Raw genomic sequence first — 15,601 nt, forward strand, 5'->3', positions numbered from 1 at the left:
ATCATACCAAGGGGGCATTTTTTATTCAATCCTCATTTTGCTTTATTACAGGAATGCTTTCTTATCTCTTAAAAAAGACCTCTGCCACAATAGGACAGAGATCTTTTTTTGGCTTTCTTATATAACGCCTAGTTTATTTCGTAACACCATTTGTAAGATACCACCATGACGGTAATAATCAATTTCCACATCACTGTCGAAACGGGCAACAGCTTCAAATTCTGTTCGTTTACCTGTTTCGTCAACTGCTGTTACTTTAACTAAATCATGCGGTTTTACTTCTTCGTTTACTTCTACATGGTAGGTTTCTTTCCCAGTTAAACCAAGCTTATCAGCGCTTTCTCCCTGCTTGAACTGTAACGGAAGAACCCCCATCATCACTAAATTAGAACGATGAATTCGCTCAAAGCTTTCAGCAATAACCGTCCTAATTCCTAATAAATTGGTGCCCTTTGCGGCCCAGTCACGTGAAGATCCCATCCCATAGTCTTTGCCTGCAATAACCATAAGACCAGTATTGTCTTGCTGATACTTCATTGCAGCATCATAAATAGGCATCACTTCTTCCGTTGGCCAGTATGTTGTATAGCCACCTTCTGTTCCTGGTGCAATTGAATTACGGATACGAATATTTGCAAACGTACCACGCATCATAACTTCGTGATTTCCGCGACGTGAACCATAAGAGTTAAAATTACGTGGCGACACACCTTTATCTTGTAAATACCTTCCCGCAGGCATATCTTTAGCAATCGCTCCCGCTGGAGAAATATGGTCAGTAGTTACAGAATCACCAAATTTCCCAATAACACGCAGATTCTGTAATGGTACTACGGAACCAGCTTCTTTTGATAGACCTTCAAAAAAAGGTGGGTTTTGAATATACGTAGATTCGCTATTCCATTCAAACAACGGCTCATCCGTTGTATCGATTTGATTCCAACGTTCATTAGAAGTAAATACGTCTTCATATTCTTTACGGAAGATTTCTGGCTGAACCACTGTCTCTACTTGCCGTTTAATATCCTCCATAGAAGGCCAGATATCATTCATATACACAGGTTTGCCATTTTCATCTGTACCTAAAGCATCTTTTGTCAAATCAATATCGACCGTTCCTGCAAGTGCATAAGCGACAACCAAAGGAGGTGATGCTAAATAATTAGCTTTCACTAATGGATGTATGCGCCCTTCAAAGTTACGGTTTCCAGAGAGCACAGAAGCTACTGTCAAATCATGATCGATAATGGCCTGCTCAATTTCTTCACGTAAAGGTCCTGAGTTACCAATACAAGTAGTACATCCGTAACCAACCAGATGAAAGCCTAGTTTGTCAAGATATGGCGTCAGACCAGCGTCTTCCAAATAACGAGTAACCACTTTTGAACCAGGTGCAAGGGATGTTTTTACATAATCTGGCACCTCTAAACCTTTTTCGACTGCATTTTTCGCAAGCAGCCCCGCTCCTAGCATAACGTAAGGGTTTGACGTATTGGTACAAGATGTAATGGCAGCAATTGCAAGCGCTCCAGTTTTCATAACAGAGGTATTCCCATTCGAATGCTCAATAACAACCTCTTTGTCGAATTCTGACTTATCCAGCCCAAACCCTTGATTTCCAGCTGGTGCTGTAATTGCTTTATTAAATTCCTCTTTCATATTGGATAGTGCAATTAAATCTTGTGGGCGCTTTGGTCCTGACAAGTTTGGTTCAAGTTCAGACAAATTAATTTCAACAACCTCTGTATACTTTGGATCTTCTTGATCCGGTGAGTACCATAGGTTATTTAATTTGCAATATTTTTCAACAAGGTCAATTTGCTCTTGGGACCTACCTGTAAGCTTTAAATAACTTAGTGATTCTTTGTCAACAGGAAAGAATCCACAAGTAGCTCCATATTCTGGTGCCATATTAGAAATGGTAGCTCGATCAGCAAGCGGCATATCTTTTAATCCTGGACCAAAATATTCGACAAATTTGCCTACTACATTTTTTTCACGCAGTACTTGTGTTACTTTTAGTGCTAAGTCAGTTGCAGTTGTTCCGTTCGGAAAACTACCAGTAAATTTCACACCAATTACATCAGGTGCAGGGAAGTAAGATGGTTGCCCAAGCATACCTGCTTCCGCTTCGATTCCTCCAACACCCCAGCCTAATACACCAAGTCCGTTAATCATGGTAGTATGTGAATCCGTTCCCACTAATGTGTCTGGAAACGCATCATATTCTCCATCTTCGTTTTCCAGACCGTGAACAACATTTGCTATATATTCCAGGTTTACCTGGTGCACAATTCCGGTTGCTGGTGGAACTGCACGGTAATTGTTAAATGCCTTTTGTGCCCAGTTTAAAAATTCATAACGTTCCGCATTTCGTTCAAACTCTAATTCCATATTTGCCTTTAATGCATTTGATGTCCCATATTGATCCACTTGCACAGAATGGTCAATTACTAAGTCCACTGGTACTTCAGGATTAATTTCATCCGGTTTTCCTCCCATATCTACCATTGCTTTTCGTAAAGAAGCAAGGTCGACAACTGCTGGAACTCCTGTGAAGTCTTGTAAAATAACACGAGAAGGTTTGAATGGAACATCCACTCCTTCGCCTGCTCTCGTTCCCCATTTTGCTAATCCCTCTACATGCTCATCTTTAATTTGGTGACCGTCATGCTGACGAACCAGCGATTCCAAAAGTACACGAATTGAAAATGGTAGCCGGGATATCTTGCCTAATCCGGCTTCTTCCAAAGCTTTTAATTCATAGTAATTGTACGTTTTTCCATTAAGTTCAAATTGCTTTTTCACATTCAAAAAATTGCTCTTCCCCATGTGTGTACCCCTCTCTTCATGCTCACCGTATTAAAAAACACGGCATTTGTTATTACTTTAACAGTATAAAACCTCTCACTGTCTCTATCTTATAAGAAAATTCATGATAAAACAAACCATTCACCCCTACAACGGTTATAGTAAAAAATTATGCGAAGTGATAAGAAATACTTATACAAAAAAATATTATTGCAACGAGCCATTTATACGCATAACAAATTCACCAAACAATGGGCTCTGGTATTTTGGTTTTATTTCAATGAAAATTAAGCTGGAACTGGAAAGATAATCCGAAACGTGCTACCGATCTGTTCATTTGCCTTCATCTCTAAAAAGGCTTGGTGCCTTTCTAAGATTTGTTTTGTTATCATAAGACCTAGGCCTGTCCCACTCTGCTTTGTAGTGAAAAATGGTTCTCCTAATTTATGTATTATATCTTGAGGTATTCCAGGTCCTTCATCGATGATGCTAATATCTATATGAGAATCAGAAGAGCTGGTGAAAATACGAATGTTTCCTCCTTGGTCCATTGCTTCAATGGCATTTTTAATTAAGTTAATTAATACTTGTTTAATTTGAGAACGATCACAATAAATTTTTTCTTTTCCTGATCCATTATACTCAATATGAATACCTTTCATTTTTGCTTGCGGTCTTAGTAGTACAATGACATCATGTATCATGGATTCAATCGATTCCAGTTGTTTGGATTCCGTTAACGGCTTGGAGATAAATAGTAACTCTGATGTAATAGTCTCCATTTTTTCTATTTCCTCAATCATAATATTGTAATATTCTTCTTTTCTCACACCAGCCTGAAGTAATTGCAAGAAACCTTTTAAAGATGTTAAGGGGTTCCGGATCTCATGAGCAATACCTGCAGCCAATTGACCAGCTACGGACATTTTTTCTGACTGAATCATGATTTCTTCTACTTCTTTTTTATCTCGTATATCTGCAACAATGGAAATATAAAAAGTTCTACCTGTTTTACTATCTTTGAGTTTCGTTAAAGTACAAGAAGACCAAATAGACTTTCCATCACTATTGATTACATTCAATTGGTAAAAGAGTTTCATTAATGGATCAGCAGTACAACTTTCCTTTATATAATCGATATCCTCTGAAGAAATAATTTTATACCATGGCTTTCCAATTAACTGTGATGGTTGATAACCAAGGATACGCTCGACAGATTTAGAAATATAAATAAACAAACCATCTTCATCTAAAACAGAAATAATATCATGGCAGTTCTCTTCTATCCATGTAAGCATAGATGGCGATAGTGAAGATAATTGTAAATTTTTCCTTTGTTCTTGTTGCATTTCAGCCAAATGGATAGATTTATCTGTATTTCCTGTCTCTTTTTCGTACCTCATCATATTTCCTCCTCGTTTTGCAAATATCAACAAATCCTTTCTTTATACAGATATATGTGCTCGCCTCTGATAGTATGACGCTTGTTTGAAAATATTTTTCATCTTATAATGAAGTTAACTGCGCCTTAAACATCCAATTATTAGTAATCTTACTATAAGTACATGAAAAAATAAATTAAATAGTTAAATATTTTGTCAAATTATTACGAAATTTTGGTAAAAAAGGGAGAAAAAGGTGATATAATGTCGGTTCTTGTTGATTACTTAATTATTTTTTGGGGTTTTTTTATGATCGCTATTATGGCTATTGGTGGATACTTCATGTTTCGAAAATTTCTTAAGCGATTACCTAAGGAAGATGGGAAGTCTACTATGGACTGGGAAACCTATTATGTGAACAAAACGAAGCATATGTGGGGAGACGAAGAAAAGGAACTATTGGAAGAGTTAGTATCCCCTGTTCCAGAGCTGTTCCGTGATGTAGCAAAGCATAAGATAGTAGGCAAAATTGGCGAAGTCGCTTTAGCTAAAAACAAACAGCAGATTACTCGTGATATATTAATTGAAGGGTATATTATTGCCACACCTAAACGTGACCACAAATTTTTACGGAAAAAATTAGCACAAAAAAAGATTGACACGACTCCTTATGAACACTTCTTTCAACGATCGAAGGATGATTATGATGCTGATTGGAAACAAAAACATCAATCATAACAGAAACTCATTATCTCTATAAAGTGAATCTTCAACTGGCGGAGATTTTCATTCATCCCCACGGCTTGTGAGTATCGTAATGTTATGACCTAAAAGCCCTTGAACCAATTGGTATTTAGGTGCTAGTACCTCTCCTCCCCCCGCATAGACTTATTACAGTATAAAATGATCCTACGCCTGAAGCGGGACACTTACAGCACAACGGGATACATTTTTTATCTCCGCAATTATCTACTCCGGAAATAGACGGGGTTTCTAAGTCAAATGATGGGGAGAGACAGAAATAACTCACCCTTGTTTTGTCTTGCTGTCATCCGGACAGAAAGAGCTCTGATCCGTGGGCGCTTTTGGATGAGCCTTTACCAGTTGAGACCTTCTGAGGTTTCTCATCTCCATCTCTTATCCCGACAATTTCGGGTTTACTATTATTTATCCAATCCGAGATTCAATTCGATACCGGGATAAAGTAAGACGTGCAACTGAAAGCAACCGAAGTGTTAATAATCTAATCCAGTGTACCTTGCTTGATCGATTTTATTTGGTAATTAATCGCATTGTGATATATTATGAATATCGCAGACAAAACTTGCTCAGATTCCTTACTAATTTTACATATCTCGCATCTTTCAACTCAAGGCGGGAGTTAAGATACATATCCCGTTTCCAATGAATGCTATATAATAAATGAAACGAACCTTTAACACTGGGCAAAAAAATAGGATTCAATTATCCCCAATTCCTATAATGGCACTTTAGGTTTAAAAAATGAAATTTGCATGTGTTTTGTAGATGGATTTTTGACATCGTACATATTATGGTGTACTTTATTTTGAATTAATGCGTAACCCTAAAGAGTATTTTTTGGGTCATGAATTAAAACGCAGAAAGTAGTTGGGGACATAATGTATACTATATAGCAAAAGCCGAACAATTATAAGTTGGTTGTCCGGCTTGTTTGTTTTGAAAAATCTCCTAACATCGCTATGTCAAAATACCTGGCTTCCCGCAGATCTCATCACCTTTCTTGGAAAGCAAAAATCGCTATTCTGCGGGAACTTCAGCTCATGCTATTCCACAGGAACTTACATATTTAACTACGATAAAAACTTGCGTATACACAATGGATGATTTGTCGTTCGTTATTTTATTAGCTAATTTAGTTATGTCTCAGTCTCTTTTTACAAACTCGTATTTTTATTATAAGTGCTGTTTAATTGTTTCTCCAGCTGTAAATATTTATAAAGCATGGCTAATCGCCAAGTAAGTATCATCCCAAACGCCAACAGAAAGAACATGCCACTTGTTTCTCCTAGTGATATATGACTTCCTATGACGAGCTTAATGACGATACGGAATAGTAATAATCCAAACAATATAAAAGCAAATGCTTTTGATGGTATTAAATAGATCGCCTGATCTCTTATTTGAAACTTAGATGTCTTAATCAAAAAGATAGAACATATTACGCCGACACTAAACGCTTCAACCACTTGATACCAGCTAATTTGGAACACAGGGAATAAAAACATGAAAGCTCCTGTACTCATAAAAAGTGGTGGTAAAATGATTTTTTTAACTGAAGCAGGTTTTTTTGCTGCTTTTAATCGAAGAAATATCATCGAAGTAGCCATAATAGCTGCCCCGACTGTACTTGCAATAAACCAAAACATTTATAACCCACTTTCTCCCATCACCAAATTATCTGCTTATATGCGTTTAACAAAGAGGATTGAACAGTATAATAGTCAAAGCATTTCTAAATAGTTTGTTAGTAATTCAATTATCATGAAACACTTGAATGTACAAAATCATTCTTCATCGACCTTAACTAAAATTTTAAATGTAATACCCGATCAATGGCGTCATAAATACGATTTTCGTCAAACGGCTTCACAATGAAATCCTTAGCTCCTAGTTCAATTGCTTCAACAACTACCTTTTGCTGTCCCATTGCTGAACACATGATAACAGAAGCATGCGGATCTATGTCGATTATTTTTTTCGTAGCATCAATACCGTTCATTACAGGCATCGTTATATCCATTGTTACAATATCTGGCTCCAATTCTTGATATAGTCGTACTGCTTCTTTACCGTTCTCAGCCTCTCCGACAATTTCATGATTTTTCTTTCTTAAGATTGTCGCGAGCGCGGTACGCAAAAATTTAGCATCATCGACCACAAGTATTTTGGCCATTCTTTTTCCCCCTTGTTACTCCGTATCATTAGCAATTGATAAAATAATCGTCATCATTACCCCGACTACAGTTAAGTATACTCCTAAATCAAATATCATTGCGGTAGCTAATTCAATTTCACCGAATATAGGGAATTTAAAATAACCATAGGTTTGTGATAGGAAAGGCTGTTGAAACAAAAACGAGCCAACACTTGTACCAACCGCAACCGCCAAACCAATTGGAATTAAATTCACAAAATTGATTGGTAGCACTTTCTTTACTGCTTCCAACCCGTAAGCCATATTCATTAATAGAATAGCACCAGAAGTCATAAGACCTCCAACAAATCCACCACCAGGTGAATTATGTCCAGCTAGTAATAAATACACTGCAAAGCCTAACAAAATGAAGGCAATCAAAGATGCAGTGGTTCGTAATATAAGATCATTCGTTTTATACATGTGTATTGCCCCTTTAATAGCAGTTATACTATTTATTTTAATATAATATAGGGCAAAAATCCATTAGAAGCCAGAAAAGCCAAATAAACCTGCTAAATAAGACGTTAAAGCGGTCATCCAGTCGAAAAATAGCGCGATTCCCATAAAAATCATAATATATCCACCAATTTTAACCAGTTTTAAGCTATGTTTTTTGATCCACTTTAACTTACCTATAAAAAATGATAATACAAAGAAAGGTACTGAGAAGCCGAGAATATACCCAACCATCATAATCATTCCTGTATTTGGTTCCGTTGCAGCCAAGGATAATACGATGCCTAAAATCGGACCTGTACAAGGTGTCCATCCTAATGAGAACGCTAACCCGATAATAAATGTACCAAAAAAGCCGGCGGGGCGATTTTTAAAATTGATTTTCCGATCTTTCATTAAAAAATCAAAATTCAATACGCCAACAATAACTAAGCCAAAAAACACGATAACGACAGCACCGATTTGCCTAATGACATCTTGGTATATAAGCAAAAATTTCGATATACCAGAACTCACAAACCCCATCATAATAAACACAGCAGAAAACCCGAGTAAGAAAAAAATTGTATGTAAAATGCTTTTGGCATTCAGCATTTTATTGTCTTCGGTTAATTCGCTTACACTCATCCCAGTAATGTACGATAAGAATGCAGGATATAGTGGCAGTACACAGGGAGATATAAAGGAAAGAAAGCCAGCACCGAAGGCAATAAATACATTTATCTCAGACAATGGTATACCCCCTTTGTATTCAATGCTATTGTATCAAACAAGTCAAATAAGTCTATGACCAATTTTGACAATAAAGTGAAAACGCTTTATACGAGTCCTGATTATAAATGTGTGATCAAAATGGTTTTAGGCTTAGATGATAGGTAGAAACAGAGTAATGCATGGATTTCCATAAGTAGAAATATGAGAAACCATAGACACAAAATTTTACAGTTATTTCATAGAACGTATCTACCTACTTTGCTACCAAATTAAATGATTTGCACCTATAGAATCACCCCTTACTATTTTGTAGTAAGGGGTGATCAGTTGCAAGCTATTAACCTTATTAATATATGCATAAGTGCCTATTTTCCAGACTGGTTGTTCATTGCACGCATCATTTGATTAATTTTCTTTTGGGATGGTTTTTGACCCATTTGCATCATTAAGGTACGTAGCATTTGCTCATTAATTGGTGGGTTCTTTTTCATATAGTTCATCATATATTTTCTCGCAAGAAAAAATCCAAGAGCAACACCAATAATTAACGCTGCCACAGCGATTAATACGACCCATATTGTGTCCATGTATAGCTTTCCTCCTTCGTGTTGTCTCTTATACAGTATAGTAAATCCAGGTTAGGAATACAATACTTCGTTTTGTTCTAATCGACTGTATTCCAAAAGGGGAGTTATCCATCCAAAATTTTTTATATTGTCACCAACAACAAAAAGCAAAGGATGGTAACTACGCAAAATCGGAAATAACAGCTCTTCTGCGCTTTCTAACGTTTTACAATGAAATTTTAATTGTGTTTCACTTATATGTAAAGAAATAAACGCCTTTCTATTATATAAGCTAACCTTATCCTTGTCTATATTTACAAATAAGTTTGTGGATTCGTGACGTTGGATGGATAACAAAATTTGATCATAACAAATACGCTCTGTAATATATTCGAATTGCTTGCGCAAATCTGCACGATAAGGTAGCAACTCAAATTCTCTTAAAAATCGATATAAGATACTGCTTTTATGAAAATAATACATAGCTACTTCTTTTGTTAAATGATAAACCGAATACGTGTACATAGGTAATCCTCCCTATTCCCACTAATTGTGATGCTGCTCGTATATTTTTTGAGATACACCTATTATACGTATTCGCTATTAAAAATACTGTCAGATTATAAAGCAAACAACCACTTCTTTTGTCTGGCTATGGCGAATTACATAAAAAGAGAAAGACCTATGGGCTAGATCTTTCTCTCCGTACTTAATTTAAAAGTGATTCTACATGCTTAATAACATTTTCAACTGTAAATCCGTATTCTTCCATTACTTTCTCGCCTTTTGCAGAGGCTCCGAATGTTTCTATTCCGATAACTTTTCCGTGTTCACCAACATATCTTTCCCAACCGAATGGAGAAGCCATTTCGATAGCAACACGTTTTTTAATAGCTGCTGGTAGAATTTGTTCTTGATAGCTCTTATCTTGGGCTTTAAAACGATCCCATGAAGGCATGCTAACAACACGCGCTTCGATGCCTTTTTCTTTTAGTTCTGCTTGCGCCCGAACAGCTAATTGAACTTCAGACCCTGTTGCTAAAAGAATCACGTCAGGTGTTTCCCTTGCTGCCTCACTTATAATATAAGCGCCTTTCTTAACCCCTTCATATGCATGTTCTTTTGTACCAGGTAACGTTGGTAAATTTTGTCTACTTAATACAAGCGCAGTTGGTGTATCTGTTGACTCTAAAGCCAAACGCCAAGCAGCTTGAGTTTCATTACCATCAGCAGGTCGAATAAGCGATAATCCAGGCATTGCCCTTAACGAAGCCAATTGTTCAATTGGTTCATGGGTGGGTCCATCTTCTCCCACTGCTATTGAATCATGTGTAAATACGTAGGTAACGGGTGTATTCATAATGGAAGCAAGGCGAATGGATGGGCGTAAGTAATCACTAAACACAAAGAAAGTACCCGCAAACACGTGTAAACCTCCGTGTAATGCCATCCCATTTAAAGCAGCTCCCATTGCATGTTCACGTACACCAAACCAAATATTACGACCGGCATAATTATCCTTTGAGAAATCACCTTCATCGTTCATGGTTGTTTTATTGGAGCCAGCTAAGTCAGCACTGCCTCCAAAGAAATTTGGAACAGTTTTAGCAATCGCATTTAGTATTTTCCCAGAGGATGCTCTCGTTGCTAGTGTATCCTCCTCTGGTTCAAAGTCTGGCAATTCCTTATCCCAATCAACTGGAAGTTTACCATGAAGTGCAAGCTCAAACTCCTCAGCCCGTTCTGGATATCTTTCTTTATACATTGCTAACTGCTGATTCCACTTTTCTTCAGCCTCGACACCCTTTTGGACAATTTTTTGATTAAAATCCGCATATACTTCTTCAGGTACATAAAAATCTTCATGTGTCCACTTATAATATTCTTTTGTCAGCTTAACCTCATCTTTTCCTAAAGGAGCACCGTGAGAAGCTGCAGAAGCAGATTTATTTGGCGATCCGTATCCAATTACTGTTTTCACTTCAATTAACGTGGGCTGTTCGTGGTTTTCTTGGGCAGCTTTAATTGCTTGTCTGATGGCATCGACATCATTGCCATCTTTCACCGTTAAAACTTGCCAACCATAAGCTGTAAATCGCTGTTCAATATCCTCAGAGAAAGAACGGTTTAAATCTCCATCTAAGGAAATATCATTGGAATCATAAAGCGCAATCAGTTTTCCTAAACCTAAATGCCCTGCAAGAGAAGCAGCTTCATGAGAAATCCCTTCCATTAAATCGCCATCACTAACTAACGCATATGTGTAATGATCGACAATTGATAAATCCTCTTGATTAAATTTAGCAGCTAAATGAGCTTCTGCCATAGCCATACCAACAGCCATACCGATACCTTGTCCCAAAGGACCAGTAGTTGCCTCTACCCCATCAGTATGATGAACTTCAGGGTGACCTGGCGTTTTTGAACCCCATTGGCGAAATGATTTTAAATCATCTATGGATACGTCATATCCTGATAAATGAAGCAAGCTATATAATAACATCGATCCATGTCCTGCAGACAAAATAAACCGATCCCGGTTAAACCATTTCGAATGCTTAGGGTTATGGTTCATAAAGTCTGTCCACAGCGTATAAGCCATCGGTGCTGCCCCCATTGGAAGACCAGGGTGACCCGAATTTGCATGTTCAATAGCATCAATAGATAAAGTTCTAATTGTATTGATAGATTGTTGCTCGATCGTATTTGCCATATTAAAGTTAGCCCCTTTCGTAATTCATAACTATCTTCATTCTATAATGAAACCTACTTTGTCACAAGTGAAACCATGCACTTATAACAAAATAGGCTCATTCGTTAATTTTTGTTCTTCTTTTGTAAATCCTTTACTTTTTTTGGTGTCACATCATTTCCATCAGGATCTACTACCTTCATTGTTTTAAACTGATTCTTGAAAGAATGTCTTACACCTTGCAAATATTCATGCCGCAGTTTTTTTTGTTCATTTTGTTCGGAAATCGTAAGACCATCTGCTTTTGATTTTCTTGCAAGTTGATTGATTCGTGCTATTTTATCTTTTGAGAGCATCATTTTACCTCCCTAAATATTAATTGCTAATTCTCTGATTTTCTAATGCACCATAAATATTATCTATTATGGCTATTTGACAATGGATTACGTCATGATAAAACAGGTACAGTTGGCTTGGATTTATTTACAGTAACACAGAAAAAAGACAAGTGCAAAAAACTTGTCTGACTTGAATCTGCAGGTTCTGACGTATGGTGAATTTCACTCTTTAAGCTTCATTTTCGAATGCTTAACGTTATGGTTCGTAAAGTCCGTCCACAGCGTATAAGCCATTGGTGCTCCGCGTCATAAATTAGGAATCTTCCAATCTTTCATAGAGGTAATTATCTCTAATTTTAATAGATGGTAGCCACAGCGGATTCAACTGCAGCCGTGATTTTATTCTTAGCTTTTTAAATAATCATAGTTAACTTAACTCTGTTTGGTGCTCCTGATACCTTCTGTGCACAGTGGCTTTTGATACATGATAACCTAACCCATTTAACGTAACAGCAATTTCTGCAAATGTTAAGCCGCTTTGCCGGAGCCTTATTACTTCTTCGATCGGGAATTCTTTTCTTTCTCTTCCTGGAGCTTTATGCCGATTGGTTAGGTTTACGCTTGGATCATATCCATCTGCTATGGCTTTGTCCATTCCTCGTTTTATTTTTAAATTATGTATTTTCCGCTGGTATTCCTCTACAATTCCGACGATTTGCAAAACCATCGAGTCTGCCTCAGATAATTCCAATTTACCACCATGGTAAGCGGTATATACAGGAATATTTAATTTATGTAGCTGATGGAAAAGAGCTATTTTTGTATTCCCTCTCCCTAAGCGTGTTTCATCTTGAATTAATAAACATTCTGCCTTTTTTTCGGAAAATAGCTCCAGTAACTGAAAAATCCCATCACGATCAATCGTATATCCACTTTCTCGTTCCTGGATGCACTTTACGACCGTAAATTGGTAGTCAGCTGCTAATTTCATCAGTTCTTGCTTTTGTCTAATCAACGATGTTTCTTGGATTTTTTTATCTGTGCTCACCCGACAGTAAATTACTGCTTTCACAATTTTTACTCCTTCTAAATGATTAACTCATTACAATAGAATAATATAAGAAACCTAAAGTTAATGCAAAAGCTACAAGATAGAATACATCTGTTTTTGTCAGTTTTTGAAACATCCAATAGCCCTCCTTCATAAAATGGAACTTTTGTTCGCTTTTGTAATTTTATTATACACGAACGTATGATCCTGTCAAGCGTTTTTCGAACGAATGTTTGCGTAACGTTTTATCTAATGGTAAACTAAGGATAATTAATCTTATGTGCGAGGTGATAGATTCATGACTAAACTTTCCAAAAGGCAGCAAATGATTTTAGATTATATAAAAGATGAAGTAATGCAGAAAGGTTATCCGCCATCTGTGAGAGAAATTGCAAAGGCCGTGGGGTTAGCATCTAGTTCAACCGTTCATGGTCATTTAGCAAGAATTGAAGACAAAGGATATATACGAAGAGACCCTACCAAACCTAGAGCCATTGAAATCTTAGATTTCAGAGAAGATAATTCCATCCCGAAAGAAGAAGCTCGCTATGCACCTGTAATAGGAAAAGTTACTGCTGGTTTGCCGATCACAGCGGTGGAAAACATTGAAGAATTTATTCCATTACCGGCAAACAGTGCTGGGCCTGATGATAATTTATTTGTTTTAATCATAGAAGGAGAAAGTATGATTGAAGCTGGGATTTTGGACGGCGATATGGTAATTGTAAAACAGCAGAATACTGCACAAAACAGTGATATTGTTGTTGCTATGACAGCAGAAAATGAGGCGACTGTGAAACGGTTTTTTAAAGAAAAGGATCATATACGCTTGCAACCAGAAAACGCAACAATGGAGCCTCTCATTTACGATAACGTGACTATTTTAGGAAAGGTTATTGGATTATACCGCAATTTACATTAAAAACTGCCAAACGGCAGTTTTTAATGTATGAGGCAATTCCTGCTAATAAAAATACAGCACTACCTTTTTTAGGGTATAGCGCTGTTATATTTTTTGTTTATTTACGAACTATCTTGTATGTGGATCAGTAAGATCATCCGAGGTGCGTAATGCCCATAAAGGTGTATTGTAAATATACTTTGGCGCTGGCTTTAGATACGAAATTGAACCGAATGCAATAGGTTTTTCGAATAATTAAAGTATCCGTATCCATACTTCTTCCATGAGCCCACTTTCCATTGCCACTCGCATCTCCTTGAGAAAAATGGAACAAGGCATAGGAGACTTGTTGCTTTTCTAATTCTCTAGGAAAAGTACTTAGTACAACGATATTATCCTTCTCTTCCAACTCACAAATTGTGGCATACCACTGATTTTGATGCATGGTGTCTCTTGCTAATAACCAAGATAGCATATCGCGTACACCGCTATTGTTCGTCATTTCGTATAAGCGAGCAACTTGTGATCATCTTTGTGACTCTGCGTTTAGATTCGTCCTAAAATCAGCTAATAAATTTCCGTTAGCAATGATGTAATCTGAAGTCCTTCTGTTTCCAACACTGTCTGCAGGCATCGCGACTAAACCAGAAACAATCGCTTGCTGAGGATTTGAACCACCTAAAATCGCATCAATTAAAGGACCCTTCGCAGCATCCTATAATTCAACATCGGGTGCATCATCTAGTAACCTTGCAATCATTGTAGCTATCATTTCAACATGAGTAATTTCCTCTGTTCCTGTATCCATTAACAAGTCTTTGTACTTCCCGTTTCCCCTTACACTCCATCCTTTGCATCATAACAGATATCTCCCCAAACTGTCCGCCAAATATTTCTAGAAGTTTTTTCGCATAGACGGGATCGGGCGTTCAGAATTAGCATGGTATTGTAATTCTTTTACGTGATAAAACAAATTTTTCTCACTTTCCATGTCACATATCTTACATCCTATACCATTGCTTCATTCTTCCTACATAATAAAACTTTTATTCCTAAAAGCTGTAGCCAGTTAAAGTCCTTGTTTTCATACTGAAACAGTTAATTAATATGACCTTTTCATTTTATTCAAACTGTTTGGTTTTAAAATATTTTCTTCGCATCCCTATCTTCCTTTAATATTTCTACAGCTTCTCTAAAACGTTGCGAGTGAACAACTTCTCTTTCCCGTAAAAACTTCAAACTATCATTTAAATCGGGATCATCAGACATATCAATAATCCATTGGTATGTCGCCCTTGCTTTTTCTTCCGCTGCAATATCTTCATATAAATCAGCAATCGGATCTCCTTTTGCCTGAATATAAGTAGCTGTAAATGGTACACCCGCTGCATTATGATAAAACAATGCTCTGTCGTGATCCACGAAGTGCTCTCCAATACCTGCTTGCTTTAATTGTTCAGGCGTTGCATCTTTTGTTAATTTATAAACCATTGTGGCAATCATTTCCAGATGTGCAAACTCCTCTGTTCCAATATCATTAAGCAGTCCTACTACTTTACCCGGGATCGTGTAACGCTGATTTAAATAACGAAGCGCTGCAGCGAGTTCACCATCTGCTCCTCCATATTGCTCGATAAGAAATTTCGCTAGCATTGGATTACATGTGCTCACCTTTACAGGATATTGCAGCTTTTTTTCGTAATACCACATTTGGTTTCCCCCTATCCACTA

General features: G+C 37.0%; 14 protein-coding genes and 1 pseudogene. 2 read left to right on the forward strand and 13 right to left on the reverse strand.

Going from position 1 to position 15,601, the window contains the following annotated elements; genetic code table 11:
- Positions 1 to 117 precede the first annotated feature (117 nt).
- Complete coding sequence (gene acnA, locus D1839_RS02190) at positions 118 to 2,832, reverse strand: aconitate hydratase AcnA (protein WP_120378263.1); 2,715 nt, start codon at positions 2,830 to 2,832, stop codon at positions 118 to 120.
- Between the two features lie 266 nt (positions 2,833 to 3,098).
- A complete protein-coding gene (locus D1839_RS02195) occupies positions 3,099 to 4,214 on the reverse strand; it encodes an ATP-binding protein (protein WP_199689907.1) in 1,116 nt (371 codons plus the stop codon).
- Positions 4,215 to 4,457: 243 nt separating this feature from the next.
- Here D1839_RS02195 and D1839_RS02200 point away from each other — a divergent pair, with 243 nt between their 5' ends.
- The gene (locus D1839_RS02200; protein ID WP_120378264.1) at positions 4,458 to 4,931 is read left to right on the forward strand and encodes a DUF2621 family protein; all 474 of its coding nucleotides are present in this window, start codon (positions 4,458 to 4,460) and stop codon (positions 4,929 to 4,931) included.
- Between the two features lie 1,178 nt (positions 4,932 to 6,109).
- Here the strand turns inward: D1839_RS02200 and D1839_RS02205 are convergent.
- The 9 genes from D1839_RS02205 to D1839_RS02245 all read right to left on the reverse strand — a co-directional run bounded on the left by D1839_RS02205 (position 6,110) and on the right by D1839_RS02245 (position 12,990).
- Positions 6,110 to 6,601, reverse strand: coding sequence for a CcdC family protein (locus D1839_RS02205; RefSeq protein ID WP_120378265.1), 492 nt, complete (start codon positions 6,599 to 6,601; stop codon positions 6,110 to 6,112).
- A 158-nt stretch (positions 6,602 to 6,759) separates the two neighbouring features.
- Positions 6,760 to 7,128 carry a response regulator gene (locus tag D1839_RS02210; RefSeq protein WP_120378266.1) on the reverse strand — a complete coding sequence of 123 codons (369 nt, stop codon included), beginning with the start codon at positions 7,126 to 7,128 and terminating at the stop codon, positions 6,760 to 6,762.
- Between the two features lie 15 nt (positions 7,129 to 7,143).
- Positions 7,144 to 7,572 (reverse strand): Na(+)/H(+) antiporter subunit B, encoded by a 429-nt coding sequence (locus tag D1839_RS02215; RefSeq protein WP_120378267.1) that lies wholly within the window; start codon positions 7,570 to 7,572, stop codon positions 7,144 to 7,146.
- A 63-nt stretch (positions 7,573 to 7,635) separates the two neighbouring features.
- Positions 7,636 to 8,340: a cytochrome c biogenesis CcdA family protein gene (locus D1839_RS02220; RefSeq protein WP_120378268.1), complete on the reverse strand. Its 705-nt coding sequence runs from the start codon at positions 8,338 to 8,340 to the stop codon at positions 7,636 to 7,638.
- A gap of 347 nt (positions 8,341 to 8,687) precedes the next feature.
- The gene (locus D1839_RS02225) at positions 8,688 to 8,909 is read right to left on the reverse strand and encodes a YneF family protein (RefSeq protein WP_050352841.1); all 222 of its coding nucleotides are present in this window, start codon (positions 8,907 to 8,909) and stop codon (positions 8,688 to 8,690) included.
- A gap of 51 nt (positions 8,910 to 8,960) precedes the next feature.
- Positions 8,961 to 9,413, reverse strand: coding sequence for a sporulation inhibitor of replication protein SirA (gene sirA / locus D1839_RS02230; protein ID WP_120378269.1), 453 nt, complete (start codon positions 9,411 to 9,413; stop codon positions 8,961 to 8,963).
- Between the two features lie 184 nt (positions 9,414 to 9,597).
- On the reverse strand, positions 9,598 to 11,601 hold the full coding sequence (gene tkt, locus D1839_RS02235; protein ID WP_120378270.1) for a transketolase: 2,004 nt from the start codon (positions 11,599 to 11,601) through the stop codon (positions 9,598 to 9,600).
- Between the two features lie 104 nt (positions 11,602 to 11,705).
- Positions 11,706 to 11,936 carry a DUF896 domain-containing protein gene (locus D1839_RS02240; RefSeq protein WP_120378271.1) on the reverse strand — a complete coding sequence of 77 codons (231 nt, stop codon included), beginning with the start codon at positions 11,934 to 11,936 and terminating at the stop codon, positions 11,706 to 11,708.
- 409 nt (positions 11,937 to 12,345) lie between these two features.
- Complete coding sequence (locus tag D1839_RS02245) at positions 12,346 to 12,990, reverse strand: YneB family resolvase-like protein (protein ID WP_120378272.1); 645 nt, start codon at positions 12,988 to 12,990, stop codon at positions 12,346 to 12,348.
- 277 nt (positions 12,991 to 13,267) lie between these two features.
- Here D1839_RS02245 and lexA point away from each other — a divergent pair, with 277 nt between their 5' ends.
- The gene (gene lexA / locus D1839_RS02250) at positions 13,268 to 13,891 is read left to right on the forward strand and encodes a transcriptional repressor LexA (protein ID WP_120378273.1); all 624 of its coding nucleotides are present in this window, start codon (positions 13,268 to 13,270) and stop codon (positions 13,889 to 13,891) included.
- 133 nt (positions 13,892 to 14,024) lie between these two features.
- Here lexA and D1839_RS02255 read toward each other — a convergent pair.
- Positions 14,025 to 14,763: pseudogene (locus D1839_RS02255) on the reverse strand (manganese catalase family protein).
- Positions 14,764 to 15,010: 247 nt separating this feature from the next.
- A complete protein-coding gene (locus tag D1839_RS02260) occupies positions 15,011 to 15,580 on the reverse strand; it encodes a manganese catalase family protein (protein WP_120378274.1) in 570 nt (189 codons plus the stop codon).
- Positions 15,581 to 15,601: the final 21 nt, after the last annotated feature.

The organism is Roseburia sp. 1XD42-34, assembly GCF_009917385.1.
GTDB lineage: Bacteria > Bacillota > Bacilli > Bacillales > Amphibacillaceae > Virgibacillus.

Excerpts from the sequence above, each read along its gene's own strand:
- acnA (WP_120378263.1), bottom strand. The coding sequence starts at position 2,832 with ATGGGGAAGAGCAATTTTTTGAATGTGAAAAAGCAATTTGAACTTAAT.
- D1839_RS02195 (WP_199689907.1), bottom strand. The coding sequence starts at position 4,214 with ATGAGGTACGAAAAAGAGACAGGAAATACAGATAAATCTATCCATTTG.
- D1839_RS02200 (WP_120378264.1), top strand. The coding sequence starts at position 4,458 with ATGTCGGTTCTTGTTGATTACTTAATTATTTTTTGGGGTTTTTTTATG.
- D1839_RS02205 (WP_120378265.1), bottom strand. The coding sequence starts at position 6,601 with ATGTTTTGGTTTATTGCAAGTACAGTCGGGGCAGCTATTATGGCTACT.
- D1839_RS02210 (WP_120378266.1), bottom strand. The coding sequence starts at position 7,128 with ATGGCCAAAATACTTGTGGTCGATGATGCTAAATTTTTGCGTACCGCG.
- D1839_RS02215 (WP_120378267.1), bottom strand. The coding sequence starts at position 7,572 with ATGTATAAAACGAATGATCTTATATTACGAACCACTGCATCTTTGATT.
- D1839_RS02225 (WP_050352841.1), bottom strand. The coding sequence starts at position 8,909 with ATGGACACAATATGGGTCGTATTAATCGCTGTGGCAGCGTTAATTATT.
- sirA (WP_120378269.1), bottom strand. The coding sequence starts at position 9,413 with ATGTACACGTATTCGGTTTATCATTTAACAAAAGAAGTAGCTATGTAT.
- tkt (WP_120378270.1), bottom strand. The coding sequence starts at position 11,601 with ATGGCAAATACGATCGAGCAACAATCTATCAATACAATTAGAACTTTA.
- D1839_RS02240 (WP_120378271.1), bottom strand. The coding sequence starts at position 11,936 with ATGCTCTCAAAAGATAAAATAGCACGAATCAATCAACTTGCAAGAAAA.
- lexA (WP_120378273.1), top strand. The coding sequence starts at position 13,268 with ATGACTAAACTTTCCAAAAGGCAGCAAATGATTTTAGATTATATAAAA.
- D1839_RS02260 (WP_120378274.1), bottom strand. The coding sequence starts at position 15,580 with ATGTGGTATTACGAAAAAAAGCTGCAATATCCTGTAAAGGTGAGCACA.